Annotated in this window: 44 protein-coding genes; 5 read left to right on the top strand and 39 right to left on the bottom strand. The window is 46.3% G+C overall.

Translation table 11 applies throughout. The features are described 5' to 3' along the window. Positions 1 to 30: 30 nt before the first annotated feature. The 11 genes from METHO_RS05890 to METHO_RS05845 form a co-directional block, all read right to left on the bottom strand. Positions 31 to 360 carry a hypothetical protein gene (locus tag METHO_RS05890; RefSeq protein ID WP_015324626.1) on the bottom strand — a complete coding sequence of 110 codons (330 nt, stop codon included), beginning with the start codon at positions 358 to 360 and terminating at the stop codon, positions 31 to 33. A gap of 5 nt (positions 361 to 365) precedes the next feature. Then, the gene (locus METHO_RS05885; RefSeq protein ID WP_015324625.1) at positions 366 to 1163 is read right to left on the bottom strand and encodes a hypothetical protein; all 798 of its coding nucleotides are present in this window, start codon (positions 1161 to 1163) and stop codon (positions 366 to 368) included. Between the two features lie 37 nt (positions 1164 to 1200). Next, positions 1201 to 1632, bottom strand: a complete 432-nt coding sequence (locus METHO_RS05880) for a DUF3168 domain-containing protein (RefSeq protein ID WP_015324624.1) — start codon at positions 1630 to 1632, stop codon at positions 1201 to 1203. After that, complete coding sequence (locus tag METHO_RS05875) at positions 1629 to 2063, bottom strand: HK97-gp10 family putative phage morphogenesis protein (RefSeq protein WP_015324623.1); 435 nt, start codon at positions 2061 to 2063, stop codon at positions 1629 to 1631. The genes METHO_RS05880 and METHO_RS05875 overlap by 4 nt, the downstream gene beginning before the upstream one ends. Beyond that, positions 2063 to 2302: a hypothetical protein gene (locus METHO_RS05870; RefSeq protein ID WP_015324622.1), complete on the bottom strand. Its 240-nt coding sequence runs from the start codon at positions 2300 to 2302 to the stop codon at positions 2063 to 2065. The genes METHO_RS05875 and METHO_RS05870 overlap by 1 nt, the downstream gene beginning before the upstream one ends. Beyond that, positions 2299 to 2505 (bottom strand): hypothetical protein, encoded by a 207-nt coding sequence (locus tag METHO_RS13620; protein ID WP_156811044.1) that lies wholly within the window; start codon positions 2503 to 2505, stop codon positions 2299 to 2301. The genes METHO_RS05870 and METHO_RS13620 overlap by 4 nt, the downstream gene beginning before the upstream one ends. A gap of 133 nt (positions 2506 to 2638) precedes the next feature. Beyond that, the gene (locus tag METHO_RS05860) at positions 2639 to 3037 is read right to left on the bottom strand and encodes a hypothetical protein (RefSeq protein ID WP_015324620.1); all 399 of its coding nucleotides are present in this window, start codon (positions 3035 to 3037) and stop codon (positions 2639 to 2641) included. Positions 3038 to 3042: 5 nt separating this feature from the next. Continuing rightward, positions 3043 to 3204, bottom strand: coding sequence for a hypothetical protein (locus METHO_RS13615; protein WP_172635186.1), 162 nt, complete (start codon positions 3202 to 3204; stop codon positions 3043 to 3045). A 93-nt stretch (positions 3205 to 3297) separates the two neighbouring features. Next, positions 3298 to 4218 (bottom strand): encapsulin, encoded by a 921-nt coding sequence (locus METHO_RS05855; RefSeq protein ID WP_015324618.1) that lies wholly within the window; start codon positions 4216 to 4218, stop codon positions 3298 to 3300. A 7-nt stretch (positions 4219 to 4225) separates the two neighbouring features. Next, positions 4226 to 4690 carry a structural cement protein Gp24 gene (locus METHO_RS05850; protein WP_015324617.1) on the bottom strand — a complete coding sequence of 155 codons (465 nt, stop codon included), beginning with the start codon at positions 4688 to 4690 and terminating at the stop codon, positions 4226 to 4228. Then, positions 4690 to 5649, bottom strand: a complete 960-nt coding sequence (locus METHO_RS05845; RefSeq protein ID WP_015324616.1) for a hypothetical protein — start codon at positions 5647 to 5649, stop codon at positions 4690 to 4692. Before METHO_RS05845 ends, METHO_RS05850 begins: the two co-directional genes overlap by 1 nt. 63 nt (positions 5650 to 5712) lie before the next feature. Here METHO_RS05845 and METHO_RS05840 point away from each other — a divergent pair, with 63 nt between their 5' ends. Next, a complete protein-coding gene (locus tag METHO_RS05840) occupies positions 5713 to 5931 on the top strand; it encodes a hypothetical protein (protein WP_015324615.1) in 219 nt (72 codons plus the stop codon). Here METHO_RS05840 and METHO_RS05835 read toward each other — a convergent pair. From METHO_RS05835 to METHO_RS13605, 27 genes are all read right to left on the bottom strand, one after another. Next, positions 5928 to 6785 carry a minor capsid protein gene (locus METHO_RS05835; RefSeq protein WP_015324614.1) on the bottom strand — a complete coding sequence of 286 codons (858 nt, stop codon included), beginning with the start codon at positions 6783 to 6785 and terminating at the stop codon, positions 5928 to 5930. The two genes, METHO_RS05840 and METHO_RS05835, sit on opposite strands and share 4 nt — an antisense overlap. A 15-nt stretch (positions 6786 to 6800) precedes the next feature. Beyond that, on the bottom strand, positions 6801 to 7169 hold the full coding sequence (locus tag METHO_RS05830; RefSeq protein WP_015324613.1) for a hypothetical protein: 369 nt from the start codon (positions 7167 to 7169) through the stop codon (positions 6801 to 6803). Between the two features lie 4 nt (positions 7170 to 7173). After that, positions 7174 to 8532 (bottom strand): hyaluronate lyase N-terminal domain-containing protein, encoded by a 1359-nt coding sequence (locus METHO_RS05825; protein ID WP_015324612.1) that lies wholly within the window; start codon positions 8530 to 8532, stop codon positions 7174 to 7176. Beyond that, the gene (locus tag METHO_RS05820; protein ID WP_015324611.1) at positions 8532 to 8825 is read right to left on the bottom strand and encodes a hypothetical protein; all 294 of its coding nucleotides are present in this window, start codon (positions 8823 to 8825) and stop codon (positions 8532 to 8534) included. Before METHO_RS05820 ends, METHO_RS05825 begins: the two co-directional genes overlap by 1 nt. 89 nt (positions 8826 to 8914) lie before the next feature. Continuing rightward, complete coding sequence (locus METHO_RS05815) at positions 8915 to 10162, bottom strand: hypothetical protein (RefSeq protein ID WP_015324610.1); 1248 nt, start codon at positions 10160 to 10162, stop codon at positions 8915 to 8917. 7 nt (positions 10163 to 10169) lie between these two features. Continuing rightward, entirely contained in the window at positions 10170 to 10361 is a 192-nt protein-coding gene (locus METHO_RS05810; protein ID WP_015324609.1) for a hypothetical protein, read from the bottom strand. Between the two features lie 116 nt (positions 10362 to 10477). Further along, entirely contained in the window at positions 10478 to 10711 is a 234-nt protein-coding gene (locus METHO_RS05805; protein ID WP_015324608.1) for a hypothetical protein, read from the bottom strand. 2 nt (positions 10712 to 10713) lie between these two features. Further along, the gene (gene terL, locus METHO_RS13105) at positions 10714 to 13242 is read right to left on the bottom strand and encodes a phage terminase large subunit (RefSeq protein ID WP_015324607.1); all 2529 of its coding nucleotides are present in this window, start codon (positions 13240 to 13242) and stop codon (positions 10714 to 10716) included. Then, complete coding sequence (locus METHO_RS05795) at positions 13187 to 13636, bottom strand: hypothetical protein (RefSeq protein WP_015324606.1); 450 nt, start codon at positions 13634 to 13636, stop codon at positions 13187 to 13189. The genes terL and METHO_RS05795 overlap by 56 nt, the downstream gene beginning before the upstream one ends. Further along, complete coding sequence (locus METHO_RS05790; protein ID WP_015324605.1) at positions 13633 to 13833, bottom strand: hypothetical protein; 201 nt, start codon at positions 13831 to 13833, stop codon at positions 13633 to 13635. The genes METHO_RS05795 and METHO_RS05790 overlap by 4 nt, the downstream gene beginning before the upstream one ends. After that, a complete protein-coding gene (locus METHO_RS05785) occupies positions 13830 to 14159 on the bottom strand; it encodes a hypothetical protein (protein WP_156811042.1) in 330 nt (109 codons plus the stop codon). The genes METHO_RS05790 and METHO_RS05785 overlap by 4 nt, the downstream gene beginning before the upstream one ends. A 41-nt stretch (positions 14160 to 14200) precedes the next feature. Then, on the bottom strand, positions 14201 to 14653 hold the full coding sequence (locus tag METHO_RS05780; protein ID WP_015324603.1) for a hypothetical protein: 453 nt from the start codon (positions 14651 to 14653) through the stop codon (positions 14201 to 14203). 164 nt (positions 14654 to 14817) lie between these two features. Then, entirely contained in the window at positions 14818 to 15090 is a 273-nt protein-coding gene (locus METHO_RS05775) for a hypothetical protein (protein ID WP_015324602.1), read from the bottom strand. Positions 15091 to 15253: 163 nt separating this feature from the next. Continuing rightward, positions 15254 to 15673 carry a YopX family protein gene (locus METHO_RS05770; protein ID WP_015324600.1) on the bottom strand — a complete coding sequence of 140 codons (420 nt, stop codon included), beginning with the start codon at positions 15671 to 15673 and terminating at the stop codon, positions 15254 to 15256. 465 nt (positions 15674 to 16138) lie between these two features. Continuing rightward, positions 16139 to 16702 (bottom strand): hypothetical protein, encoded by a 564-nt coding sequence (locus METHO_RS05760; protein ID WP_015324598.1) that lies wholly within the window; start codon positions 16700 to 16702, stop codon positions 16139 to 16141. Then, entirely contained in the window at positions 16703 to 16891 is a 189-nt protein-coding gene (locus tag METHO_RS05755) for a hypothetical protein (protein ID WP_015324597.1), read from the bottom strand. Continuing rightward, positions 16888 to 17070 (bottom strand): hypothetical protein, encoded by a 183-nt coding sequence (locus tag METHO_RS05750; RefSeq protein WP_015324596.1) that lies wholly within the window; start codon positions 17068 to 17070, stop codon positions 16888 to 16890. The genes METHO_RS05755 and METHO_RS05750 overlap by 4 nt, the downstream gene beginning before the upstream one ends. A 152-nt stretch (positions 17071 to 17222) precedes the next feature. Continuing rightward, on the bottom strand, positions 17223 to 18107 hold the full coding sequence (gene bet, locus METHO_RS13100; RefSeq protein WP_015324595.1) for a phage recombination protein Bet: 885 nt from the start codon (positions 18105 to 18107) through the stop codon (positions 17223 to 17225). A 5-nt stretch (positions 18108 to 18112) separates the two neighbouring features. After that, on the bottom strand, positions 18113 to 18487 hold the full coding sequence (locus METHO_RS05740) for a hypothetical protein (protein WP_015324594.1): 375 nt from the start codon (positions 18485 to 18487) through the stop codon (positions 18113 to 18115). Next, positions 18484 to 18798, bottom strand: coding sequence for a hypothetical protein (locus METHO_RS05735; protein WP_015324593.1), 315 nt, complete (start codon positions 18796 to 18798; stop codon positions 18484 to 18486). The genes METHO_RS05740 and METHO_RS05735 overlap by 4 nt, the downstream gene beginning before the upstream one ends. Positions 18799 to 18825: 27 nt before the next feature. Further along, positions 18826 to 19104, bottom strand: coding sequence for a hypothetical protein (locus METHO_RS05730; RefSeq protein ID WP_156811041.1), 279 nt, complete (start codon positions 19102 to 19104; stop codon positions 18826 to 18828). Then, positions 19092 to 19433, bottom strand: a complete 342-nt coding sequence (locus METHO_RS05725) for a DUF6948 domain-containing protein (RefSeq protein WP_015324591.1) — start codon at positions 19431 to 19433, stop codon at positions 19092 to 19094. Before METHO_RS05725 ends, METHO_RS05730 begins: the two co-directional genes overlap by 13 nt. Positions 19434 to 19601: 168 nt before the next feature. Further along, on the bottom strand, positions 19602 to 19919 hold the full coding sequence (locus tag METHO_RS05720; protein WP_015324590.1) for a TFIIB-type zinc ribbon-containing protein: 318 nt from the start codon (positions 19917 to 19919) through the stop codon (positions 19602 to 19604). A 187-nt stretch (positions 19920 to 20106) separates the two neighbouring features. After that, positions 20107 to 20265 (bottom strand): hypothetical protein, encoded by a 159-nt coding sequence (locus METHO_RS13610; RefSeq protein WP_015324589.1) that lies wholly within the window; start codon positions 20263 to 20265, stop codon positions 20107 to 20109. 116 nt (positions 20266 to 20381) lie between these two features. Next, positions 20382 to 20579, bottom strand: a complete 198-nt coding sequence (locus METHO_RS05715; protein WP_015324588.1) for a hypothetical protein — start codon at positions 20577 to 20579, stop codon at positions 20382 to 20384. A gap of 5 nt (positions 20580 to 20584) precedes the next feature. Next, positions 20585 to 20833, bottom strand: coding sequence for a hypothetical protein (locus tag METHO_RS05710; RefSeq protein ID WP_015324587.1), 249 nt, complete (start codon positions 20831 to 20833; stop codon positions 20585 to 20587). Next, a complete protein-coding gene (locus METHO_RS13605; protein WP_015324586.1) occupies positions 20811 to 20975 on the bottom strand; it encodes a hypothetical protein in 165 nt (54 codons plus the stop codon). The genes METHO_RS05710 and METHO_RS13605 overlap by 23 nt, the downstream gene beginning before the upstream one ends. 113 nt (positions 20976 to 21088) lie before the next feature. On the opposite strand from METHO_RS13605, the gene METHO_RS05705 reads away from it, so the two are divergent. The 4 genes from METHO_RS05705 (at position 21089) to METHO_RS05690 (ending at position 23321) form a co-directional block, all read left to right on the top strand. Next, entirely contained in the window at positions 21089 to 21406 is a 318-nt protein-coding gene (locus tag METHO_RS05705) for a hypothetical protein (RefSeq protein ID WP_015324585.1), read from the top strand. A gap of 69 nt (positions 21407 to 21475) precedes the next feature. Beyond that, positions 21476 to 22027 carry a DUF4352 domain-containing protein gene (locus METHO_RS05700; RefSeq protein ID WP_015324584.1) on the top strand — a complete coding sequence of 184 codons (552 nt, stop codon included), beginning with the start codon at positions 21476 to 21478 and terminating at the stop codon, positions 22025 to 22027. 10 nt (positions 22028 to 22037) lie between these two features. Beyond that, positions 22038 to 22361, top strand: coding sequence for a hypothetical protein (locus METHO_RS05695; RefSeq protein ID WP_015324583.1), 324 nt, complete (start codon positions 22038 to 22040; stop codon positions 22359 to 22361). A gap of 24 nt (positions 22362 to 22385) precedes the next feature. Then, a complete protein-coding gene (locus METHO_RS05690; RefSeq protein WP_015324582.1) occupies positions 22386 to 23321 on the top strand; it encodes a S16 family serine protease in 936 nt (311 codons plus the stop codon). Between the two features lie 157 nt (positions 23322 to 23478). On the opposite strand, the gene METHO_RS05685 is transcribed toward METHO_RS05690, so the two are convergent. Beyond that, positions 23479 to 23844, bottom strand: a complete 366-nt coding sequence (locus METHO_RS05685; protein WP_015324581.1) for a VOC family protein — start codon at positions 23842 to 23844, stop codon at positions 23479 to 23481. Positions 23845 to 24300 lie beyond the last annotated feature (456 nt).

Genomic DNA, 24300 nt, shown 5'->3' with positions numbered 1-24300 from the left:
AGCCAACCGATGCGTATATTTCCGCAAAGGTTACGAGTTTTTTGGGTCTGCACCTGCTGCCTCTGCCATCTTAGCTTTGGCTTTCTGGGTGACTGGCTCCATCATGTACTCTACTAATTCATTGATCTCATCTATCCCCAGATTATCGAGAAGGAAATCAGGAGTAATTTCAGGAGCATTCTTAGAGCAGATGTCTGCAATTATTTTCACAACGACTGAGTAATCTACTCCTCCTCTTGTAGCATTCATCATCTCAAGAGTAAAACGTGAGGGGATCCTGCTCACGTCTATCTCTCTATTAGCTATTATTGCTATGCGCTTCTCAGGAAGCAGACCGCCAAATGTTTTCACAGAATCCATGCAGATCAGACTCCTTGTTCATCTACAATAGCGAAGAGCTGGTCTCCCACTGTCCTGGTAGTGTCTATCCTTGCCTTCATCTTGATGTGAACCATGCCGACTTCATAAGCGTCATCTGCCGGGAAGTCGTAGCTCCATCCCTCGTCAATTGAAGCTTTGTAGGCAGTGATCTGAAGGGTCTTGCCTGCTGCGTTGGTGTTCGTAATCCTTACGACCTTGTCAGCTATAGTAGTGTTACCACCACTCTTGAGAGTCACTGATGCGTTTGGTGTATATGAATAGTCTATAAGAGCAATGCCGCCATCCGTAAGCTTTGCAGAGGCTGCCACTCTTGCTATGGTCGTGTAGCCGCTCGCATCTACTGAAATGACGTAGTCGGTGTTTCTAACCGCTGCTACTGCTGCGGCATTGGTGACTACTATACTTGCTGCCTCTGTACCGTCTCCCTCTTTGTTTGCCAGTCTTACTGCGTCCGTGCCGTTGAGGGTTATAGGCTCATCGACTACGGCGACAGGAGTACCGTTAACAGTAGCGTAGGTGTCCAGGCCGCCCATGATTACACTGAGCTTAGACATGTCGATCTCTAGCATATCAAATTCAATGAAAGCGAAATGATCTCTGATGCCTGCAGCTATTCTGTCTGCATTGTCGCTCATTATTTCTACTTTCTCAAATTCCCTAGCAAACGTAGCGTTTCTGATTGCTCCCACATCTGCAAGAGTACCTACTGTTGCGCCTACCTCAAGCTTGCCAGAGCCAAAACGTATGGCTGTAGCCTTCTGTACTGATGTTTGTGTTACCATTTTCAAGACCTCTGTTTAGTTTATTATTCAGTTATCGTTATGCGCTGCCACCGTCTAGGTTTAGCGTTGGCTGCTGGTTGTCCCCGGAATCGTTATAGTGTACTATCTGGAAATCTAAGGGGAGATGGTACATTCTTGATTCGTCCTCATAGAGTTCCAGGCTGCTCAGGAAGGACAGGCTTTTAATGTTGTGTCCGTCTACTGTGCCTGAATATCTGTTCAAACACAGCTTAATAGCCTGCTTAATGTCCTGAGCTATAGTGAATGATTCAGAGAATATGGATACTTGATACCTATGTGCCTCGTAACCCACTACATAATCCTCTAAGCCGCTGATCTCGTGTATTGAGATTGCCGGATAGGTCGTGCCGAAAGGGATCTGCACAGGATAGATCCGAGTGCTCACTAGGTCTGTTACTGCTGTAGAACCTAGCAGCAATGATCTGATAGCACCGTGTATAGTGGTCATCTAGTATAGCCCCCTATAACCTGCCGGAAACGTTTTGCCATCTCCTGCTCTACGTTATTTCTATTAGCAACAAGAGCAGGCCTAATGTACGGCCTGGGAGATTGATGATAATGTCTACCTAGGCTGTCAGTGCCAGTGAAACCGAGCTCTAGCCGCCTTGCGTATTCAGCAGAGGAGCCCACTGCTACCTCTACTCTATTGCGAGATTTGGATACAGTGACCGGACTGACCGCAGGAATGCTTCTGAATAGATTACCTGTAATCCTGCTAGGAAAGCCGCCCCCCTTAGCACTGTTGAGCTGTGCCTCTTTGACTACGATCATGGCCCCCTTGTTGGCTGCATCCTCTAGCACATTAGCTAGCTCTTCGCCCATGTTTCTAATCTTGGCTCTGAGCTCCTCGATGCCCTGGACTTCTACACGTAGAGGCATTAGATCCCCCCAGACAGAGTGAATATTGTGATTATAAGCCCTACGAAGCCTTCTAATGCTAGGAACAGCAGGCCGTATATCATGTAGTCCATTTTAGACTCTAGTTTCCCGACCCATTCCTCCACATCAGTAATGGTGTCCTTGAAGTCGGTTTTGTCCTCCTTCATGCAGGTATGCATCTTCTGTTCGAGTATCTCCATGCGTGCCTGGCACTCTGCATGAGTTACGGGCTGGTTCATTCAATCGCCTCCAACTCACACTCTATGTGGTCAAGAGTACTAGAGTACAAGTCAGCAAGCGGATTGACGTGGCTGACCCTGTACGGCCCTGTAAAAGACATAACAGAGCTTGTGATAATATCGTTCTCTGTAACAGTAGCAGTAGCTGGAAGGGCAAGTTTAGGTGTATCAATATGAAACTCTCCGATACCAACCGAGGACATCCTCCCTGGTATCCTGCGAGATGTGTAGAATCGGCATGCAGAGGAGACAGGTAGACCGCCTCTTACCTCTTCTCCATATTTGTTTTGGGAGACAGGTACGGTATGGAGGATTGAGCAGGTGTGGATTAGGATATCAGTATTCATAGAGCACCTCGTTGTCTACTTCGCCTATCCCGATCCTGCCCGATATGATCGTGTACTCATCATAATTTGCAGAAACGTATTTGTTTATGAAGTACTGGGCCTTCTCGTTGTGATAAGCGATTTGAGCATCTACATTATTAGACCTCATGCTGTCGCCTATCTGCCTCTGAGAAGCCAGTTCGCCTGTGTATTTCATTCTCTGCAACGTGATTGCAGCAGAGTAATGAATACACGCCCTGACTAGTGTACTGTCTGTAGAGCTAGTACTAGCTCCAGTGTCGGCTGCTATATCCCCAGAAACTAGAGCAATGATGCTAGTGATTTCAGCATCAGTAACCGTTTTTGGTGACACTATAGCCTTAACATCAGCGACAGTACACATTGCCATACTGCTTACCTCTTATGAGAACGTGATCTTTTTGGAGTTGGTTTTGTGGTTTCAATATGTCCTTCAACGGGCTCTGCTTCTGGTTCTTTGACTGGCTCTACTGCAATCTCTTCAACCGTGACAGCATAGCCAGAGGAGATAAGAGAGGCAGCTTTCGTTGCCTCCATTTCAAACTCGTCTCCCCGGTTGTAAACAGTCCTCCGACTGAGGATATGCATAGATCCAATCGTACACCGTAGCCTCATCTGATATCACTCCGCTTAAGAGCTGTCCAGACCAGAGCTGATTGTACAGACACAATTATCCTTACCGCCCACTAGGTGCTTGAACCTGGGAACCATTGCGCCTATCTGCCTAGCTTTGATGTCTCCAGATACCTCGTTGCCATCCTCAAACCAAAGATGGTTAATAGGCTCCTGGGTCTCGATCAGGTCAAAATATCTGAGGTTTGCCTGAGCTGCGATAGGTGCAACCATTCCCGTACCTGCCGCAAGATCAGTTCCCTCAAAGATCCTACCTGGCTGTGTGCCTGGAGGTGCATCTCTGTTGAGCAGGTCTATGACCATCTGAGCCTCTGACACTCCGTTTGTGGAGATAGACCCCATAAGTTCAGCGTAGTTCAGACCAGCCAGCACAAGGTTATACCCAGGACTGTAAATCTTGTCAGTCTTGAGCTCCTTAAGGCAGGCTGCTACTGTTTTGTATGCGTTGCCGAAAGTATCAAAATCGGCTCCTGCAACAGTGTTGTTTGCTACCTGGTACATGCCTTTGATATCGTAATTTGTCCCGTCTGGTTTCCAGCCATCCACTACAAGAGTAGTGCGCTGTACAGCGATATTTGCAGCCATGTCCTGAGCAAGATCTGAGCTGATAGGGATACCCTGCTTTACGTATGCTTCCCAATCTCTGCGCCTGATCTTGGTGTCGTCCTGCTGGACAGGGATTTTCAGGTTTGCCAGTGCAATGTCAACAGTATCCTCTATGTCCTGCTGAATGTCGTAGTTAATGCTTGCGCTGCCTCTTGCTACGTATTTTAGAGAGTCAATGCTAAGAACTCCCAGACCCTGATTAGAGAGCTGTGGGTTTATTGGCATGAGCTGCTTGCTGATATCCTGAGCATACAGAGTAGGAGCGATGTCTTTATCCCACTGATTTTTAAGATTTGCTAATGCGTTGACCATGTTTCAATCACTTCCTTGTAATTACCCAGATTGCAGCAGCAGCACTTGTGGTTGTCACACTTTCGGCTGCATCACAGTATACGTCATGAGTTCCTGCTGTGGCTGCTGTGAGATAGCCGTCTGTGGTCACCATCAGAGGCTGACCTATCACTATAGTCTGTGAGGTAGTGAGCCACATCTTCTGCCTGCGTCCTGCGCCTCTGTGCACTGCTACGTGGTCGCCTAATGCGTATGCTGTAGAGCTGGTAGTTGGCCTGTACTGTGCTGGAGTCTCATCGTATCCGAGCACCCCAATTGTGCTGCCTAAGCTGCCTGATTCCTTGACACTGAAATCATTAGCATCTTTGATTACCGCTATGCCCGGAAGCATTTTTGCTGCGGTAGCGTTTGCGCCAACTTTGAAATATTCGACACCCAGAGCACCGCCCTGGCTCCACTTGTTAGTTGGTTTCCTGAATCCTAACTGTACCATTATACGTATCCCCCTGTGAATGGATCGAATACCTTAAGCCTGGCACTGTTTGCGGGGACAGTAGAAGGATATTTGATCTGATTTGCTGATGCTGATATCTGTACCTGACCCCATTCTGCTGCGGCCTCTTCAATTGCTGATGCGCTAAGTTCAGAGTATGCCTCTGCTTTGGTCTCAAGCCCAAGCTCTGCTCTTGCTGCTGTGAGTTTCACAAGAGCGGCTTCGTGAGCCTGCTGTTCCCGATCTTCTGCTTTTGCTGCAGCGATCATCTGCTTGACTTCATCCATTGAGACCATTTTGCCTGTCTCTTCTTTCAGTGACGCTGCTACAGTTTTTAGTTCATCTCTCTCTTTAGTGAGAGCATCTACCTGCTCAGCAAGTGCCTTCCTCTCTACAATGAGAGTATCGATCTGTTTCTGTGAGTCAGCCATACGCTGCTCAAATTCGGCAGGTATTGCCCCGCCGGGTGGTGTTATGTTGTTGTCGTCCATGGTATTACCTACCGAAGCTGTTATTGAAAAATCATTGAAAAATAGTAATTTGGGATCTTCAGCAGAGGCAGCCACATCAAATGAGGATTGATCCCATGCTGGATTTGTCACAAGCGTAATAGATTTTAGTGACGCTCCGTTAGTCCATCCCTCGTTTATTGCGCCTGCTTTGCCGTATACGCTCCACTTTTTCTGCCAGGTTCCTTCTTTAACTTTGGCTGCTGCTACCGAATCTGTAATCTCTACTTTGGTATATACATTAGACCCGTCCTTCCAGGCATCTAGCACTCTACCTATTTCTGCTTTAGGATCTTCGGAGATATCACAGCCGTGGGGATCATTGCGAGAACAGACCCGGACTACAGCGTTTTTGAGAGAAGAGATAGCATTGTCGGCATCAGAGGAGGGGATGCCCCAGCCGTTCTTGTTTAGTGTGTCTAATGGAAAAGCAATGCCCTCTAATATCATTATATACAGTATAATGTAGGTATATACTATATATAATTTAGTGTACACATTATAATATAGACAATGACTAATACAGATATACCGGAACTACCGTCAGATGAAGTAGCTAGAAAAAAAGGAATAATTGATAGACATCATATAGCATCACTGCCTATATCCGTTATTGAGGAACTTGATAAAAACGGATACAAGAGACACGAAGGCAAGTATTATTATATCAGGTACGGAGATATGATAAGAATTATGCAAACATGCATAGACGCAGAGAAAAACAAGAATTAAGGGGTCTCTATACTCACTGAGAACCCTTTTTCAAACATGTACCTAGCTGCTAGATCCTTATCAATAATCAGCTTAGAGACCCTATAGTTATCGTTGAACTTACCGATCTGCTTGAATGCTCTGTCTACCTCTTTAGGATCATCAAGAGTAGTACTGAAATCCCTGTTCTCAAACTCCCTGCTCTTATCGTACTCATCCTCAGTGATTGGAATTAGACCGCTCCGGCAGTGCATATGTAAAGGAGGTCTGTATGCATCGACTGATCCTTTCTCAAGGTCGAATATAGTGCCGTCTAAGCAGCGACATTGAGCAGTAGTCTTGTCGTCTACCTCTGCGTTGAACTCCATATATCTAATGCCTAGCTGCCTGTAGCGGCTTACTGTAGAGGCTGTAGCTACGTCTGCTGTGAACGTACGAGCAAAGCGTTCAGCCCTATACTTTTCACCGCCCCAAAGGTCTGTAATTCGGTTAGCTAATGCTCTTGGCGACTCATAATATATAGCATCCTCTACGAGCATCCTAACCACACTTTCGGCACATTCTTTTGATAGTTCCCCAGATAGTCTTACTGCCTCTTCTGTGAGCACGTAAGAAGGATTGAGCTCTGGCGCTGCTGCTGTCAGCTGCTTAGCCTGCTTGTCCGCATAAGAAAAAGATTGCAGGATAAGCTCTGTAATCAGCTTATCTAGCTGCAATGCAAATGTACGTGACCTGAACCCCTGCCTAACCCGATTAGGTAGCTCATTTTTGTAATCAAGCGTTGCGACCCTTGCCGCTTTTCGGAACGTGCGGTCTATCAGATCTGTCAGGTTTCTCTCTATTGTGAGAATTGGCCGGGTTTGCAGGAGGTTCATAGTAAGAGAAGGGGATTATTTGTTCCCCCGGATTGTGAATTCCTTTTCTTCTTTGCCTTTGCCCTTGTCCTTTTCAGCAGCTGGCGGCTTGCCCTTGCCCTTGTCCTTTCCTATGAGGGTTGTCTGTGTGCCTCTTGCGTAGTTGAGGATATCTGCTTTGTTCGCGAGCATGAACTTCTCTATTGCTGCGTAGTTGTCCAGGACTGTTACCCCGTCCGTGTCTATATACGGGAACGTCCACCAGAGCACCACCTCCTCATAGGAATAGATAGTCTGTTCGTCCCTGGTAGATGTAGTGATATTCCACCTACACAGAAGTCTAGCTCTACCGTGCTCGATTCGGTCTATATAAATTTCAGCTGGTTGTATTGTTGATTCGACCATTCTATCACCTCTTCAAAAATTCGATCCTTGCCCCTACTTGTCTGGATAAATGGCCGTATATCGCGCTACGTTGATAATTTATTCCGGCTCCATCTCCTGCACCCCACGCACCGCTGCATTGTCCGTGTGTACCTGTTGCGGATGTTTCGCGTACGGTGTACAGATCACATGCATAGGTGCTTGAGGATCCCGCGACAGCAGACCCCAGCATCATATATTTCAGCGCGCTGTCCACGAACACTCTTGAGATATATCCACTCGTGGTATTGGGCGGCACTGATGCTGATTCTACGTAGTTCCCAGTGGTAAGCGGTGCAGCCACTACTCCTGTCCCGTCTGGTTTCAGCACCCAGTGAACGGTATCAAAAAAGGTTACTCCGATCACGAAACTTAGAGTATTGCCCCAAATATTCTCTATGCCGCGCCATACAACGGGAGTTGCTCCGTTTGTTCCCGTTCCCATTCCAGAACCGTTTGTCGCAACATTGGTATCGGCTGACAATGCACCCGTGAGCAGACCCGCGTATCCCGTACCCAATGCAAGATCTACGATTCCCCTGCCTAACGCGGCCTGTGAGTTGAGCGTACCCAGTTCAGTGAGCACCAATAGCCGGATTGCAGACCATGTCCATATATTCATGATGCCGTAGCCAGTTCCTATGTTATTTGCATAGGTGCCGGCGTCCATAATGTACAGACGGCCCGAGTTCGGCAAATTGGGGTAGGAGACATCACCCGTCACTGGTTGCAGTCCTGTAGCGGACGTGAGTTTGAATGTCGCCCCATCCAGGAACCCTGCCGCTTCATATGCCGAAACAAAAAGCTCTGCTTCTGTACCGCCCCTCTGAAGAAAAGCTGGATGTAACTCGAAACCAGCGAGGGCAACAGGACTAATCCACCATCTATGATAAGTTCCGTCCGTGCTGAACTTCACATAGAATTTGGGGATCTTAACCATCACGTTTCCTGATGCGCCTGTTAGATCTAGCCCGTCACCTCTTGCATTAGTGCCGTAGACAGGGAGTCCGATAGCTGGGTTTATAGTGCATCTTTTTATATTTCCCCAGATAGAGTGATTATCGAAATATGTAGCGTCTACAGTAGAGCGCTCGTTACCATTGATGTCGATCCTCTTGAGCGTTGGGCTTGTGCTGCTGGTATCCCACTCTATGCCTATTGCCTCAGTGATAGATGCGCCATGGGTGAAGATAGGTAGATCTACATAATTAGATGACCCGTCCCCTACTTTCAGGTATCCGGTATTTGTGTCCAGGCAGAGCTCCCCCTCTGCAGGGATTGGATTAGTGTTCGTCCAGTTTGCTGTCGTGTCCCGTCTGATCTGTATTAATTGATTACGTGGCATTATGCGCTCCCTCCATCGAGGTGATATATATCTGAGTAATTAGCATCAACTACTATGCGCAGCTTATCGGTATTGGCCACTTTGTTTCCTTGCGTGTAGGTGATTACTCCCGTAGCAACCGAGATCTGTGGCCCCGTAAACGAGACCCTTTCCGAATCATAGAGGATCTCTTCTGTAGTGATATCCTTAATTTTTGTAATCTGTCCTGCGCTTAGAGTAGCGTATGCTGCCGCTAGCGTTATTGTTTTAGCAGAAGCATTAATCGTGTAGTCTGTATCCGGTATTACGTACATTCAGTGCCCCCTGGCATAATATAACTCAAGAAAATTCCAAATTAACATAAGCGGAAAGAAAGATATTGCAATAATATAGAGCGGTAGCCTCATTTGCTTGCCTCCTCTAGAACAGATATGCCGAATCTCTCAGAGAGTACCCGGTCAAAAGTTGTTTTGTTGATGGCTGAAGTATTGTATAGCTCAAGCAGATCCCCAAGTGTGAGGGCTGGGATTGATAGCTGCTCTAACTCTATTGAGACCGTACCGGGCTGTTTGCCCATTAGCAGGAGGCGCTTGTCCACGACCTGCTGTAGTATGTCTCTCACTATGCGCTGCAGCCCTTCGAGTACTAGCATCCTATCCTCTTCAGCTACGTAGCCCGCCGCATACGTGGAGCCCTTGCTGTCTCCCATAGTAAGCGGTGATTGGAATAATCCTATCTGGATGTTAGTCTCTAGCGATTTCTTGAATGCCATTACATCCAGAGAGCCGCTAGCATCGAGTTCTTTGACATCAATGCCCACCCCGGCTATGTCCTCGTTTGCCTGCAGGTATTTGTGCTTCTCCATGAAAGCATCCACAAATTCCTGCGCTTTCTGAGGACTCATGCCTTTTTGGATTACGGCATCATACAACATTTTGAAGTCATATACATACCTACCTTGCCCGTATTTCCTCACGAAGGATACATAGCCGCTGTCTATCGTTAGCAGGTTCCTGATTGAGAGCTCAATCGATTCGAAAAGAGAAGTGCCGTAGATGCCGAATGTGTTCCTATTCAGGATGTCCGGCTGCTTCTTGAGATGCGCATTGAAGGAGCCATACACTACTTGAGAAGCTTTTAATACTACTCTGTTTTCGTCATCGGTTTCATTGATTATTACTCTATCAATTGGGCCAGTTAGTACCGTACCATTATCTCCTTCACCTAGTTTCTGACCTGGAGGCACTAGGGTCACAGTCGGCATGAGTAGATGTTGTAGCCTGAGCTCTGCTGCTGTGCCTGTAGTGATGCCTGCATATGTGCCGTTCATTGGCAGCAAACTAGCTAGAGTATACGCCTGCTCAAAGAAATTGACGTGATCACTCCAGGCCGTAAACTCTTTTGTCAGTGATTTGGTAGGGCTGCTGAACCGGAGCCCCTTAACTAGCGATAGAGCCAGCTTCATCAAAGAAGTAGAAGCGTGAGGGGTAGACGCTGCTAACTGTGAGTAGTAAGTGAATCTGTTTTCTGTATCGAAAGATGAGTAACGGGTAGCTGTTACATAGTCCTGCCGTGTGGAGAATGCAGCTGCCATAAGCTCATAGTCCTGCTGTAGCTGCTCTGTTGTGACTGCTGCTGCATTGATCTCCATAGCAGCCTCAGAAATGTTCTTCTACTAGATATTTGACCTCTTCTATAGAGATCCGTTTGTCTGAACAAGCGTCTAATACGTCATTGAATGCCGCTTTTTTCTGCACCATTGTTTTGCGCCCCCACCATATTTTAACAGACGCCAGGAGGCCAGCCCCCAGCCCGATAAGAAAAGTTTGAGCCTCAGTGATTTCAATCAAATGTATACCTCAACGTATATGTTTCATTGTATATACTATATATAATTTAGTGTACACTTTTGTTGGACAAGAAAAAAACATAGAAAAAGAATCAAAATAGTACGTTTTTAGTTTAATTATTGCATTTCTTCTAGTTTTTTAAGCATTTTCTGACAAACTTTTTCAGCTATCCTCTCTGCTGCCTGCTCATCAGATTGGATCTCTCTAGCTATTTTGATAGCCATATCTGCCGCTTGCGATAGAGACACATCGTGTTTCTTTTTGAGAGCCTGCAAGTACTTCATATTAGTGACCTCTATAGTAGCATGTAGTTTTGGTTTAGGGGCTGTGTTGGTGCTGTAATTCGCCATAGTTACCTCGGAAAAGTTTTGATGAGCATGCTAAGGTCAAAGTCCTGGTACTGTTGCAGAGCTAGCTGCACAGCATAAGAGAGACAGTCTACCTGATCGTCATGTTTCCCTTTTGGGAATGACAAGAGCTCTTCTTCAAACTCGTCTAGCCCTGGCAAATCCTGCATAAAATAGACACTGCCGGACTCCATGCGAGCGGCTGCGGGAAGAGCCCTGGTCACTTTATCGGACTCTGCTTTGAGCTCTCTGATAGGCAGTCCCTCCCTCACAAGCATTTGGTAGAGTGTTTTGCCTACACCTACCGCCTCTATGCCCTGGTATGCTGGTTTCCATCTAGCATACTGCTGTTTGAATAGATTGATTTGGTCAGGCCCTTCTAGCCTGGTTCTGAGGATGTCCAGGAGAATAAGATCCTGGTCTGGGGTTACAGCCCATGTAGCTAGAACAAAATAGTCAGCGCTTGCCTTTGTTGAGACTGCAGGATCGCATGTCTGATATATAGTACAGTCGTAGTACTTGACCCGCTTGTCTCTGAGCACATAGAGCCCGTCCTCGATATAGCAATACTGGAAATATTGCCGCTTGAATATAGCACCCTCTGAGGCAGCCGGACGCTGTTGATAGAGTGCATTCCACCAATATGTGCCGACTGTCCTTTTGATCTGCTGGAGTGCATGTACATCATACCGTTTTGGGAATAGCGCCTCTCCTGGTTGCCTGCCTAGCTGATCCCCTCCTTCCTCTGCCAGTGCAGGGAGATTTATTACTGTCCATTTTTCCGGCTCTTCCTTAAGGAGTCTGCCTGAGAGGTCGTCCTCGTGCCATCGTGTTTGGATAATGACCACAGACCCACCCGGCTCTATACGTGTGTATGCTGTGGATCTGTACCAATCATATGATTTGTCTCTATAGGTCTTGCTGTTGGCTTCTTCTGCGTTCTTGATAGGGTCATCAATTATCAGGCAGTTATGGACGAGTATGTTCTCAGCAAAGAAATTGTTGCAGTCTTCCACTTGGATGTCATAGACCGTGTGCGCGTTTCCGCTAACTTTTGTAACTGAGGATACGGTGTCGCATTCGATTTGTGGTGGATGATGTGGCAAGTGGGGCACATTGATATTAAGTTTGTCGGGGTGTTGTCCACAACATTTTCGTTTATATGGTGGATATGAAGATTGTAATTGCTGCCACATATGGCACACCGGTGTCCGTCTCTCTCCAACACGAGTGGCCTCATCTCGTCGAACCACTTCGCATAACTTGTCCCGGTCTTGTAGTGAGAATTTCCAGCTCCCGTCATTCTCTTTGAGTGCGCGGTATTGGCGCAACGTCTTGAACAATGCGCGGTCCGGTGAGATATTGGGTAAAATGCATCCCCACAAACCGGACATATCGCTTTCCTTTTCGGTGGCCTCGCTGCTTCCCGACATACCGTGGAACAGTACATGTTTCTCGGTTTCCCTGGCATCGGTGCTGCACACACGACACAACGTTTTGCATTCTTTATGGCATGGTGCTTCCGAGAACACGCCACTGAACAATAGTAATCCTTCTGTTTTCTTGCCAGTGCTTTCCGGTAATCGTATAATGGGATTTCGTATATCTCCCCACACAGCGAACATTTCAGAACTACGTGAACTGTCCTGAGCTTCTGGTAACACGGCATGCACAGTGCACCCCGGCCACCCTTCGCTTCTCCACATTGGGCGCACGTTTTGTTTGATCTGCTCTTTGACCGATATAAACCGGTCTCCTTGACACAGACGGTTCGCTTCTGTGTATCCGCGTTCGTGCACAAAAAAACGATGTTCATCGGTAGCTCTGATTTTATCCCCACTAGCTGTGGTGATTTCCAACAGTCGCCTATCTCGGACAATCCGTGTAGCTTTAACTCTTTTCCATACTGCTCTTTGGTTACGGTGGTCATATGCTAGCACCCTTAACCTGTTATTATACCGTTCATCGTATTTAGCTTTTTGCACCACCTCGTCGATTCGCAGCATACCGAAATTAGTATGTATCCGTGTTTCACCCGATAAGCAATGCGCTCCCTTACCAGTGATGGCACCCCCTACTCCTGCTGTACTCATGCCGCCCAGATGACCGGCTATATCCCATCTATCCCTAGCCGATGAGTTGCCTGCTACTGTCAGATTGAATAGAGCAGGGCCGTGCTCATGCATAATATTTCTAGCCTTGTACCCCCATTGAGCGGCAAAGTCTGCCTCGTAACCTGTGAGGATGACCCTATTGTCTGGGTATTTCCCCAGGTACCAGGCAGGGAAGTACTTAGATGTCAGTTCACTTTTGCCGTGCCTTGGAGGCATGAATATCATGAGATGCGTAATATCCCCGGTAGCTACATCCATAAGCCGGTGCGATAGCTCTACTAGATGCTTAGCCGGATACCACCGCCCCCCGCTACAGTACCGGGCAAAGGCTGCAGGAGCGCTAGCCCACACTTGCAGCTCGTCCTCAGTCGGTTGAGTCGTCTGCTTCCCTGAGCTTTTCGCAGAGCCTAGATACTGCATCCTTCACCTCCTGGGTATTGACTACGCCTACTGCATTGTATATATTGATCTCATTACCTGCTTTGTTTATCCCGGCAATGTCGGCTACTATTTTGATATAGTCTGCTGCTGTAGACCGATCCTCCGCTGCTCTTTCTATTTTTTTATCCAGTATCGCCCCGGTTATTTTTAGCAGCCCCGGCCTAGTAAACCGCTCATCCTGCATTATTAACTCTGCAACTTTTTCTTTGAACTCTTGAGCCTGAAACCACTCATTAACGGTCATTCTGTGAACACTGCACTCTTTTGCGATCTCTTCTTGCGTCATTGTGGTGCTCGCTGCTAGTTTTGCCCCTTTTATGCGAGCAGGTGTCCACTTAAAAACGATAGGTTTTGCAGTGTGGGATTTTGTCATTTGACCCGCCACATCCTTCTAGTGTTCCCGTGCCCAATATACCCCGTGCTGCGTTCTAAGAGCCCTTTGTCGTGTGCCCTGAGCAGGTTAGATTTGTCTTGTAGTTCGGATGGTAGATCTCGATACAAAAACCAGCCAGTACCCATAAGATGTTTTATATCCCGTGCCCATGGAGACAGCCGAGGATAGTATCTCATTGTACCCCCTCCGCTGGGTGTAGTTGCACTCCGTCTTTGAACGTCATCACGACTACTAATTCTTCCTTGCACTTGGGGCAGGAGTACTTGCTGCCTGTATCTGTGTCGAATATCAATATATTAGTCTGACAGTACGGACAGCGTCTGTGAGCATATTCTTTCGCAGGATGTTTGGAGTACATTCTCATCCGTTGGACTGTACCGATTACGTAGAGATGACCTAGATCCACAAGAGCGTCTAGATATCCTTTGACGAATCCGCTTTGAGTGACTGCTGCTGATATGTTATATCTGTACAATTCATTCATTATTGCTGAGCGAGTCATGGGAGTTTCTAGTATCTCCAGAACAGCATTATAGAGAGAGGTCATATCAATCCCCTCCTTGATGCTTCTAGCCTAACGAACTGTTCCATTTCCCTTGAGCTTGAGAAACCGTACTTATGACAGACCCTGTCCCATGCAGGCGACTGATTCTTTTTGAGCATTCTTAGTATAGTACCTGGGCCATCATCTATGAAGATCTGCTCTCTAATATCTGTATATGCTGTAGAGGGATCTTCCTTCTCTAGCTGTTTCATTGTTTCTGCTTCTACGTGTTTCGCATTGACCAATGCGTTTTCGAGTTCTGCAAGTTTCTTTCGGGTTTCGTGTATTTGTTTTTCTAAAACGGATACAGGGACATAGTTGCTTAGGATGTGGAGTATGCCTTGCTCCATAGCATCTGAGAGAGCATAATGGTGAATAGTTTGTGTACCTTCAAACCATTCTTTCAACGATGGATTGATCCTAACAGACGAAACATGCGATTTTTGATACATTTTCCTCCAATCTAGAAGGGTTTTTTTCTGCAACCGTGTAGTACTACGTAGTACTACATTGCTTTACAGCAATATAGTATCCACTCCTTACTACACTCGACAATGTCAACCGATGTAGGTTTTCTTTGCCGACTTTCTAAACAGTGTAGTACTACAGTGTAGTACTACGTTTCTGCGCTAATCTCCTCCTGTAGAGATTCGGTAGAGTTTTGGAGTTCAAACCCTGGGAGATATTGCCTGACTTTGACATCTAGTATATCTCTTACTCCTCTGAACTTCATAAACAGTACGTTGAATACTCCATGTGCGAAGGATTCTAGCACAGTAATTCGCTTTCTATCGTCTGCTATTTCTCTGCAGGTTTGTAGCACAGCAGCATCCAAGGCCACCTCAAACTCTTCTCTGGTAATAAACTCAGACTCAGATAGTGAGATCATTTTCTCCCCACCTGTGCAGTAATGAGTTTGTCGAAAAGAGGAGTCTGAATTAGCCAAAGCTGCGCTGCACATACACTACATATATAGGTCTGAATGCATTTAGCTTTGACGGTATCACTCTCCACTGGGCTGCCGCACTCCGGGCACGGTCTATATATTGTGCTCATATATTCATCCCTCCTGTTAGTGCCTTGAGGAGTTCAGGGTTTTCATAGATATTACCGATGATCCGTGCCTCGTCTAAGTCGTCCGGCAACCATCGTTGATCGCAATAAGACACGACGTACACATACCATTTCCAATGAGATCCGATTTCGTCTACTTTTTCTCTCCACTCCCCCACTTCCACGACATCGCCCTCGTAAATTTCTTTTCCATTTTTATCATGTTGTCCGGTGAACTGCATAGCATCCGAGGATATAGTATCTCTATAATACATTTGTTCGTCGTTATCCCACACATCACCGGAAAAATATATTTTATTGTTCCCATCGTGACCAAAGTAATAATTAGCTGGAAGATTATCAGAATAATACATTTTACTGTTTTTCTCATCCCATGCTCTAAATTTAAACTCTCTCATATAGAATCACCTTCTTGCAGTGTGCTTTGTTCAAGTACGCTCGCTTCCCTTTCTCTGGCTCTAATACGTATGCTGTGTCTGTTTCCATCACCACAGGAGCACTAGGAGTGATCCCCTTGTACTCGCACAGGCTGTCTGACACTTCGTACTGCTCATCCTGTCCACTGTATTTATTTTTGAATGTGAAGATCATACTCTTAACCCCTTAATTGCCTTGTAGTGTCCGCAGTAGTCGCTCTCTCCACGTGTGCATGTGTAGCTCTCTGGATCGTATCTACTGCACTTCTTGCTGTGCTTGCACTCTGATACAGCTGGTGTAGTAGAAGAGGTCATATTAGACCTCCTCATCTACGTACCTGGAAGCAGAGACAAACCACCTATAGCAGTCCCCACCTCTGTCCAGGAGGCAGTGAGCCCCCTTCTCCTTGTAACTGCACTGTGTGTGCCTAGGGCATGGTTCCGAGCTCATAAAATCACGTCTCCTCTTTTCACAGCTTTGATAAAAAAATTCAGTGCTGCAGTGTTTCTCGTATCCTGTGTTGTGCCTAGCAGGGAGTTTATTGCTTCAGTGGGGTTGCTCTCCTCGCATAGCATGTGTATGTCTGCTAGAGTGGTCCTCACTGGGTGGCTTGATAGGTATCTTACCTCTACATATTCCCCATCAATTCTGTACATACCGTTTTTGTGTCCGGGGGTTTGTACCCAGGGCGAAACTTCAGAGATCAGCGCCCTGGGCGAATCTTCAGAGATCAGCAGAATCTCTTCGAGTTTCTGTTTCACTTCTGAGAACTGCTGCTTTCTGTCCGCCTCGCTGGCTTCTTGTACCTCTTCTTTTGTAGGAAGGGCTGGCTCTTCCTGCGGCCCAATGCCTACCAGAGCATAGGAGTGATATGCTATTGTCCGTGTAGTCTGATTCACATATGGCTGTCCACACTCCTCACATATCACCGCTCCGTAGCCTTCCTTTTCATATCCGAAAGGCATCTGCTCATGCTTGCAATACGGACAGATTATTTTGTAGAGATCCATTCACACCACCCCGTACTGAGTCAACTTCTGCTCGGGTCTACCTATATCCCTTCTGAAAAACCCATTCTCAAATGTGCTATCGAGCTTCTCTATTTTTGCTTGCAGCCTTGCCCTGTCCTCATCGTTTTTGCATCTGCGTTGCTGCTTGAGCAGGAGCTCTCTCTTGTCCATGTATTCCTCTGGGCTCATTCAGGAGCACCCCCGCTAAGCTCTGCATCACTGTCCAGCCTAGCTTTCGCTGCCTGTTTCATCATGTGTCCGAAATTCGCTGGAATAATCGCACAGCATTGCCGGATTTCATCCCACCACCCACATCTGGATGTTTGACAGTTTGTAAAATGTGAAGAAGAAAGAAGTGGGCATATCATTTCATTCCCTCCTCTTCTCCACACAGTTCGATGAAAACATAGTTTATCCCGGTCATCGGGCAAGTGTCAGGAAACAGTACCCCGTCGTCGCATGTAATTAATTTGCATGGAATTGACATGAATTGGCAACCACAGCATTGATATGTATGCATTCACACCACCTCCCCCATCTCTGCTGAATCGTAGCACCCGCCCAGATCTGAGGGGAAAGCCTCTCTAAGCGCCTGTACCAGAGCCACTTTGCGGATCATAGTAGCAGGCAATTTCTTCCAGGAGGACTGGTTGGTATTATACTCTTGCATAGACACCTCAGACCTGTAAGGGTATTGCCTGTCCTTCCTGTGCACCTCAGCCCAGCCGCCTATGAGTATTTCGCCAGGCCGAACTAGTTGACCTGCCCTGTACTCGACCTTACCAGATCTCTCAATTACAATTCCGGCCTCAAATCCGTCAAACTGTGGATGCTCCTCTGCTTTCTTGGTGAATGCGTCCTTTCCTACAATCAAGGTTGCAGGAGAATTATTATATTTCACAAGATATGCTTCTTTGATAAACGGATTCAAATTTCTATGTTCGCATAACTGGAGGAACATGAATATTTCCTGATCTGTAGCAGCTGGGCATAGATACTGTCTGATATTGTCTTTAGTGAGGTCCTCGTTGGACAGCTTACGAGTCGCTGGTTTCTGAGGTACTTTCGCAGGCACTACGGTAGGCTTATCTTCTTGAGTTACAATTGTTTCAGTGGGTGGGATCTCTGGCTCTTGGTTGGTAGCCCCTGTTGCCTGTACATCCTGCCCGCCTATTGCCTCCTGCATTACTGCTATGATAGCTGTTTTCAGGTCTGCTAGTACCTCATCTTCTACGTCCTCTTCTCTCTGTCCGTACATATAGCGGAATACGCTGCCTATTCTGAAATCCACAGCATAGGGTATCCCGTTGATTACGTTTTTCCATACGTGCTCATTGCCCATGTTCCCAGGGTAAAATCCTCTCTCTGTAAGCATTTCGCTCAATAAATCAACACTCAGTTCCATTGTCCTCACATCCCTAGTAATATTTCCACAGCATCAAAATACTTGAAATCCATTTGCTTATCTTCTTCTGATATCCTTTCATCTGCCTCGATGTACTCTCTTAGCAGGTCTAGCTCTTCTTGGTCAATACATGATTTGAGCATATTGACCCCATACCGGAGTTCCTTTGCTATCCTGCTGTACGTTTCATCAGTCTCTAGCCTTAGCTCAAGAGCCATCTTGCGCTTGGTTTCGTTAGTCAGCCCCAGCTCTTTCTGGCTAGTGTCGATATCGAGCCAGTGTTGATATCTGAGGTCTCTAAGCACTACCTCGTACTCTTCAGCCTGCTCTCTGAGAGTATTGATTTTGAGAGCTAGGTCTCTAGCAGCGTCACTGCTCATACCCTCATCTCCGGGCATTGCTCACTGTAGTCAAAAATCACATGAGAGACCTGGCTATACCCGCCATACTCAAAGCGAGTAACTCTCTGAGCAAGGGCTGCTGCTACCACCATAGCCATTGCCTCAGGCATCCGGCCGACCATTGCGACAGTATCGGTATTATCATTTACCTTTGCCAGCACTGCCCTCTTGAATCTCTCTACCAGAGCAGGAGGCACAGGGTTAGGTAGTTGCCTGATTCCAATCCCCTCAAGGATCTTGTCCATTTCCATATATACGATGGATTCCGTGTATTTGTTCTCGTTCTTCATCTTCTTTCACCTTGTCACATTGTCCACCTAATCATCATTGTCTGAATCGTCACTAGTGCCATAGCCATCGCCATAGCCATCGCCATAGCCATCGCCATATCCAGAGCCACAGCCAGAGCCAGTGCCAGAGCCATAGCCAGTGCCATCGCCACAGCCATGGCCAGAGCCATCGCTATATCCAGAGCCATAGCCATCGCCAGTGCCATCGCCACAGCCAGAGCCAGAGCCATGGCCATAGCCAGAGCCATGGCCAGAGCCATAGCCATCGCCATAGCCATCGCCATATCCAGAGGTTATTTCTTCCATACTGGCACCTCTTCAATGCTCTTCTTACCGGCACGCGTGACAGTGAGGACTTCGACAATCTCAGTCAACACAACCTGCTCAACTGCTATGGGGAATTTGCAGTTTGTGGGTTTCGATGTACCCTCCATAGCAAGCTGTGACAAAGATGCCGCACCATCCCAATACCAAATTCTCCTAGCGTTGAGAAGTGTACCTTCTTTTCCGTTGCGTTCTTTCAGGTATCCGGCAAATACGCCAGCCGAGTATGTTCTTGCAATTACATATGGCAATTCACCGACCGGTTTCACACGCTCGTATTCAATTCCATTGATACATATCCTTTCTTCCATCTTCTTTCACCTTCTTTTCTATCCCGTTTCCCCAAAGGAAGCCCGCGTGGGTGGGGAGTGGAATAGAACTAGCCCCACGCGGAAAAGCCGAGGCAGGGAGTCGCACCCCGCGCCTTCAAACGCACTGGCCACGGCACTAAGGGGAGAGGAGGGGCTCCCCGTTTGGATTTATCCCGTTTTGTTCATCGTCATCTGTGAATTGTACACCTCTTTCCAGTATCGGCTGACCATATAGTATGATTCAAAGCAAACCATTTTAAGATCTGTCCGGGTGTAGTGGGGATTTGCTTTGTGTACCTGGGCTATCTTTTCCAACCTCTGCTTCCGCTCTATAGCAGTGAGTACTCCGGTACTGATGCTATAATCCCGGGGTACGTCTACTATTTTCGGAGTAATGAATATCAGCCCGCACTTTGTACAGCGGTACTCTGCTGCGAATATTCGCCTGTACAACCTGGCAGAGTTGCATTCTGGACATACCTTCATGCTTTTACCCTCCGCAGATTTCGGGAAGGAGGCAACGGGCCAGATGGATTATTGCCGCGTCTATCGCACTGCTTTGGATTTTCCATGATGTACCCACAATAATAACATCTATAGTCTCTAGTCCGTGTACGGAGGTATATCCTGTTTGAATCACAGTTAGAACACCTCCAGCACTTTGAGGGCCCTATCATGCTGTTGTGCCTCTCTGGCTCTTGATGATTTCCAGCTCTCTCAGCATGATTGTATTCTCCCTCTGCAAGTGCGCTACTGTCCTCTTGAGCAGCTCGATTTCATGCTGTTGTAGCACATACTTCTCTTGCAGTAGAGGTAGGTCAAAGGAGGGCATTAGTAGTTCCTCCAATCCGACAGCCCTCTCTCATATCGGTCTCTAGTCTCTGCCTGTTCTCTGCTCATGATCTCCAAACATTCTGAGCATTCGCCACATGTACACGCCTTAGCCATTCATGCCACCCCTAACAGTTCTTTGATTTCCGCAAGATCCCTCTGAGAGATGATCCCCTGCTGTGCTTGGCGCTCCCAGTCCAGAGAGCAGTCACTATAATCCCCTCTCAGCTTTTCCAGCTCATCCTGAGATAGGTTTATCTGCTCTTCCTGCGTTGTAGGAGATGAGCGAGTCTCAGTTTTTCCACTTCTTGACATCTCGCTCAGACTCCTGCTATTGCTACTATACCACTCGATCCACCGTACCAGCCCTGTGGCACGACAACTTCAGCGGCCTTTTCCATTCTGTTAATTAACTTCAATTCCGCTGCACGCTCATTGATAATAGCGCAAATGAACGCACTTGCACCCAATGAGTTGCAGTAATGAGAACCTAGGATATAGTCTAGGTTTTCCTCTGTGATCGCGTCCATTGAGATGGACTTTGTTTCACACCTTCTTTTTCCTGCCATGTTCTACCTCTACTCCGTTCCTTGATACTCCTCGCCAGGCATCGCTCATGTGAGTGAACGTCCCTTCTTGTACCAGGGCCTCGACCTCTTCTATGAGTGAAGCCGGTGCAAGGAAACTAACCATCCGTGCGTTTTGTGACATGATAATGACCTGTTATTTACTAGTTATTACCTTAACCTATTTATAGTTTTTCATAACCAGTCAATAACAGGTCAATAAGAAGGTATATACTTATTAATAACTCTTTATTAAACATGGACTTGGAAGAGACAACCGATAACCGAAAGAAGAAAACAAAATCATTTGCGCTAGATGAAAACCTAGTTGAAAAACTTGAGAAATTATCTAAGCGAGGAGACTATGGGTCACAGTCAAACATTGTGTCTGTTGCGCTGTATGAGTTTTTCAGCAAACATGGTGTAGTTGCCGACAGCCGGGAAGTAGAAACTCTCATTCAAGAATATATGCACAGCACAGAAGGGGAAGCACTTATCCGCACTATACTACAACGGGCGCTTGCTTCGCATACTCCTCAAACAACAGATGATCCGGGAATTATTAACCACTACTAAGGTATACAGGAAAAAGCTTATACTATACGATTGTTTTTTATATTGTTAATAAAAAAACAGGTGTTGAAAATGGGAAAAATACTGAAAATAATATTAGCTATTGTGGTAGGGCTGGTGCTGCTTGCGCTCCTGGGTGGATCTCCGGAAGAACAGACCACTGCAACTACTCAGACAAAAACCACGACTACTGCAGGACAGCCTGCTGCTCAAGTGGCTGTTAAACAGTATGGCATAGGCGAAAGAGCGGTCGTTGGTGATACTGCATATACTGTGAAAACAGTGAGAACGGCTTCTAGTTTAGGAAGCAGTGATTTCGGAGCAAAAGCAGACGGTGTATTTTTGGTGGTTGAGCTGGAAGCAGAAAACTTGGGGAAAGAATCTGCAGTACTGTATTCATTTAATGTTCAAGCGGTAGACTCACAGGGAAGAAAATTTGCTTCGGACAGTGAAGCAGACATTCATCTCGGGAACTCCATATTTTTGAAACAGATTCAACCTGGCCTACCTACGACCGGAAGAATTGCGTTTGACGTTCCGATGGGTGAAACATTCACTGTAGAGCTAACAAGCGGGTTTTGGGACACCGCTAACACGGTATCTATTGCAGTAGGGAATACCTGAGGAAGATCAAGTGTATATCAAAACAAAATGCCCCGCGTGTGGAGATCAGGTCTGCCTGGATCTGCTGATACAAGAATCTGTTAGGCCAGCAAACGCAGAATCAGAGATTATAGATGTGCAGGTAATGGATGCCTGCACCGCTTCAGAGCTGGCAAAGGATGTGCTTAGGGAGCTGTCCGGGTATGTCTATGATGGTATCACAAAAACAGAGCTGTGTCACATCCTAAAAGACAAGTTCCGAATCCTGGATAGGTACTGCTGTGACATTATTCAGCAGATCAAAATAGAGCTAAGCATGTACTGCCACGATGGCATACATCTAAAATACGTATAGTGATAGTGTTTTTCTGGTATTATAATGACTTATGCCACGAAACATAAGGTATGTATCTTTCTGCTGATCATTTCGCTCACTGCAAATCTCTACTTGTTGGCATTACAACAACCCGTACAGGATGAGCAGGTACGAATATTACAGGACAGTATCAATTCCCTTGAAGCAGAGAACGAGATTCTTAATGCGCAAATAAGCCAGGACAATGTTTCTCTTCAGTCGTATGCCTCTCAGATAGACTATTATAGGCAGCGATTGAACGAAATAGAATACAGTATGGGTCTTTCATCTGATGGGTATGAAGGAACTGCCAGCCTGCAGGCTCCTGCTGTGTACCAGAGCATTGAAGAATATATTGATGGACCTTTCATCAGACAGACAGTAATCGAAAAAGGATCAATGATGGACATATCCGTTGAGATAGATCCGGGAAAAGGCAGGGTACTGGTGGAAACTAAACCGCTTATGGGCGTGGTGTTCCAGGATGCAGCCAATACTGCTGTTTTCCTGGCACAGAACATCACAAATTCAAATCTGATGGCCAGCGATACGATATTCAGCATAACTGCTGCTGATGAAGTGCCTTCAGTGGACGGACCCAGTGCCGGTGCATTGATGACATTGCTCATGATCTCAGCCCTTAAAAATGAACAATTGAATGATAGTGTCACCATGACCGGTACCATCGATCAGTATGGTAATGTAGGTGCAGTTGGAGGCATAGTGGAAAAAGCAGAGGCTGCAAAAGATAATGGTAAGGAACTGTTCCTGTTACCACGAGAGAACAGGAGACTTGTACAATACAGCTATGTAGAAAAGAACATCGGTGGCTTTTCTATTATAGAAAGGAGGCCGGAGATCATCGATGCCAAAACACATATTGAGGAGACTATAGGGATCCGTGTGGAATATGTGGATTCTATCCATGACATAATAAGATATGCTGTAGAGATTAATTGACATTGTTCCACGGATCTGTATCAAAGCGAAATAGATATCAGGATTAACATTATAGAGAGCCGCCAGCAATGCCTTGATAGTTACAGATATCTTCTGTCACAAGAGAAAAGAAAAGGAAGACAATTTAAAAAACTAAAGCAAAGTCTCTGTAACTTCTTCATTTGGCATCTGCATTGTCTTCCCATAGTCCAAAAGTATTATTCTCCGTATCCAGGCATACTGCAAGGTACCCCATTCCTGGCACAGCGATCTTGGGAGCAACGGTCTTTCCTCCCAATGACTCCACTTTTGTGATATATTCATCTACCGAAGGAACCCCTATATATGCTGTAATTTTCTGATCACCCTGTCGCTTTCCTATGCCTCCCCCCGGACCATCAGTACCATCAAGGCCTTGTGTATGCACCATATAATATTCGAATTCAGGATTCAGTTCAATGTTCCAGTCAAAAAGTCTTGAATAGAACTTACTAGCTCTTTCCGGATCATCTGCCGGAATATCCAGATGCACTATTGTTGGCATGGAACCACTTCATATAATACTCTGAAGACAAGGATTTAAGTTTATGGTTTTTTCAGCTTCCTATAAGTATCATGGTCCGCAAGACTTTGACAAGTATTGTGAATACACTTTAATGCATTCTGCTCCCATGGAGACCCATGTCAGATTACTATGTGCCATGTAGAATACAACTGTATATTTCCCGATGGTTATCAGAAGAGCATTCATAGTGGAACCTATTACTATGCACCTCAGACAAGCTCAACATCCGGCAGTGTAAGATATAATAAAAGTGAAGAGCAGCACTATCGATAATGGAATTATTATCCCTCCAATTCTTTACTGTGCCGACTCCAAGTGCCTTTATGCCCTGAGTGTTCATCTCTCTAATGTATGTTTTTTTGAAGTATATGTTGTACGAAAATGAAGAAATAAGTAACAAAATATAGAGGATTTCTAAAGACACCGTTATTTGAA

The sequence above is a fragment of the Methanomethylovorans hollandica DSM 15978 genome (assembly GCF_000328665.1).
GTDB lineage: Archaea > Halobacteriota > Methanosarcinia > Methanosarcinales > Methanosarcinaceae > Methanomethylovorans > Methanomethylovorans hollandica.
This window is presented reverse-complemented; position numbering and strand designations above follow the sequence as displayed.

Coding starts and splice junctions, on each gene's coding strand:
- METHO_RS05890 (WP_015324626.1), bottom strand. CDS start 360: ATGGATTCTGTGAAAACATTTGGCGGTCTGCTTCCTGAGAAGCGCATA.
- METHO_RS05885 (WP_015324625.1), bottom strand. CDS start 1,163: ATGGTAACACAAACATCAGTACAGAAGGCTACAGCCATACGTTTTGGC.
- METHO_RS05880 (WP_015324624.1), bottom strand. CDS start 1,632: ATGACCACTATACACGGTGCTATCAGATCATTGCTGCTAGGTTCTACA.
- METHO_RS05875 (WP_015324623.1), bottom strand. CDS start 2,063: ATGCCTCTACGTGTAGAAGTCCAGGGCATCGAGGAGCTCAGAGCCAAG.
- METHO_RS05870 (WP_015324622.1), bottom strand. CDS start 2,302: ATGAACCAGCCCGTAACTCATGCAGAGTGCCAGGCACGCATGGAGATA.
- METHO_RS13620 (WP_156811044.1), bottom strand. CDS start 2,505: ATGTCCTCGGTTGGTATCGGAGAGTTTCATATTGATACACCTAAACTT.
- METHO_RS05860 (WP_015324620.1), bottom strand. CDS start 3,037: ATGGCAATGTGTACTGTCGCTGATGTTAAGGCTATAGTGTCACCAAAA.
- METHO_RS13615 (WP_172635186.1), bottom strand. CDS start 3,204: ATGGAGGCAACGAAAGCTGCCTCTCTTATCTCCTCTGGCTATGCTGTC.
- METHO_RS05855 (WP_015324618.1), bottom strand. CDS start 4,218: ATGGTCAACGCATTAGCAAATCTTAAAAATCAGTGGGATAAAGACATC.
- METHO_RS05850 (WP_015324617.1), bottom strand. CDS start 4,690: ATGGTACAGTTAGGATTCAGGAAACCAACTAACAAGTGGAGCCAGGGC.
- METHO_RS05845 (WP_015324616.1), bottom strand. CDS start 5,649: ATGATATTAGAGGGCATTGCTTTTCCATTAGACACACTAAACAAGAAC.
- METHO_RS05840 (WP_015324615.1), top strand. CDS start 5,713: ATGACTAATACAGATATACCGGAACTACCGTCAGATGAAGTAGCTAGA.
- METHO_RS05835 (WP_015324614.1), bottom strand. CDS start 6,785: ATGAACCTCCTGCAAACCCGGCCAATTCTCACAATAGAGAGAAACCTG.
- METHO_RS05830 (WP_015324613.1), bottom strand. CDS start 7,169: ATGGTCGAATCAACAATACAACCAGCTGAAATTTATATAGACCGAATC.
- METHO_RS05825 (WP_015324612.1), bottom strand. CDS start 8,532: ATGCCACGTAATCAATTAATACAGATCAGACGGGACACGACAGCAAAC.
- METHO_RS05820 (WP_015324611.1), bottom strand. CDS start 8,825: ATGTACGTAATACCGGATACAGACTACACGATTAATGCTTCTGCTAAA.
- METHO_RS05815 (WP_015324610.1), bottom strand. CDS start 10,162: ATGGAGATCAATGCAGCAGCAGTCACAACAGAGCAGCTACAGCAGGAC.
- METHO_RS05805 (WP_015324608.1), bottom strand. CDS start 10,711: ATGGCGAATTACAGCACCAACACAGCCCCTAAACCAAAACTACATGCT.
- terL (WP_015324607.1), bottom strand. CDS start 13,242: ATGCAGTATCTAGGCTCTGCGAAAAGCTCAGGGAAGCAGACGACTCAA.
- METHO_RS05795 (WP_015324606.1), bottom strand. CDS start 13,636: ATGACAAAATCCCACACTGCAAAACCTATCGTTTTTAAGTGGACACCT.
- METHO_RS05790 (WP_015324605.1), bottom strand. CDS start 13,833: ATGAGATACTATCCTCGGCTGTCTCCATGGGCACGGGATATAAAACAT.
- METHO_RS05785 (WP_156811042.1), bottom strand. CDS start 14,159: ATGACTCGCTCAGCAATAATGAATGAATTGTACAGATATAACATATCA.
- METHO_RS05780 (WP_015324603.1), bottom strand. CDS start 14,653: ATGTATCAAAAATCGCATGTTTCGTCTGTTAGGATCAATCCATCGTTG.
- METHO_RS05775 (WP_015324602.1), bottom strand. CDS start 15,090: ATGATCTCACTATCTGAGTCTGAGTTTATTACCAGAGAAGAGTTTGAG.
- METHO_RS05770 (WP_015324600.1), bottom strand. CDS start 15,673: ATGAGAGAGTTTAAATTTAGAGCATGGGATGAGAAAAACAGTAAAATG.
- METHO_RS05760 (WP_015324598.1), bottom strand. CDS start 16,702: ATGGATCTCTACAAAATAATCTGTCCGTATTGCAAGCATGAGCAGATG.
- METHO_RS05755 (WP_015324597.1), bottom strand. CDS start 16,891: ATGAGCCCAGAGGAATACATGGACAAGAGAGAGCTCCTGCTCAAGCAG.
- METHO_RS05750 (WP_015324596.1), bottom strand. CDS start 17,070: ATGATATGCCCACTTCTTTCTTCTTCACATTTTACAAACTGTCAAACA.
- bet (WP_015324595.1), bottom strand. CDS start 18,107: ATGGAACTGAGTGTTGATTTATTGAGCGAAATGCTTACAGAGAGAGGA.
- METHO_RS05740 (WP_015324594.1), bottom strand. CDS start 18,487: ATGAGCAGTGACGCTGCTAGAGACCTAGCTCTCAAAATCAATACTCTC.
- METHO_RS05735 (WP_015324593.1), bottom strand. CDS start 18,798: ATGAAGAACGAGAACAAATACACGGAATCCATCGTATATATGGAAATG.
- METHO_RS05730 (WP_156811041.1), bottom strand. CDS start 19,104: ATGGAAGAAATAACCTCTGGATATGGCGATGGCTATGGCGATGGCTAT.
- METHO_RS05725 (WP_015324591.1), bottom strand. CDS start 19,433: ATGGAAGAAAGGATATGTATCAATGGAATTGAATACGAGCGTGTGAAA.
- METHO_RS05720 (WP_015324590.1), bottom strand. CDS start 19,919: ATGAAGGTATGTCCAGAATGCAACTCTGCCAGGTTGTACAGGCGAATA.
- METHO_RS13610 (WP_015324589.1), bottom strand. CDS start 20,265: ATGCCCTCCTTTGACCTACCTCTACTGCAAGAGAAGTATGTGCTACAA.
- METHO_RS05715 (WP_015324588.1), bottom strand. CDS start 20,579: ATGTCAAGAAGTGGAAAAACTGAGACTCGCTCATCTCCTACAACGCAG.
- METHO_RS05710 (WP_015324587.1), bottom strand. CDS start 20,833: ATGGCAGGAAAAAGAAGGTGTGAAACAAAGTCCATCTCAATGGACGCG.
- METHO_RS13605 (WP_015324586.1), bottom strand. CDS start 20,975: ATGTCACAAAACGCACGGATGGTTAGTTTCCTTGCACCGGCTTCACTC.
- METHO_RS05705 (WP_015324585.1), top strand. CDS start 21,089: ATGGACTTGGAAGAGACAACCGATAACCGAAAGAAGAAAACAAAATCA.
- METHO_RS05700 (WP_015324584.1), top strand. CDS start 21,476: ATGGGAAAAATACTGAAAATAATATTAGCTATTGTGGTAGGGCTGGTG.
- METHO_RS05690 (WP_015324582.1), top strand. CDS start 22,386: ATGACTTATGCCACGAAACATAAGGTATGTATCTTTCTGCTGATCATT.
- METHO_RS05685 (WP_015324581.1), bottom strand. CDS start 23,844: ATGCCAACAATAGTGCATCTGGATATTCCGGCAGATGATCCGGAAAGA.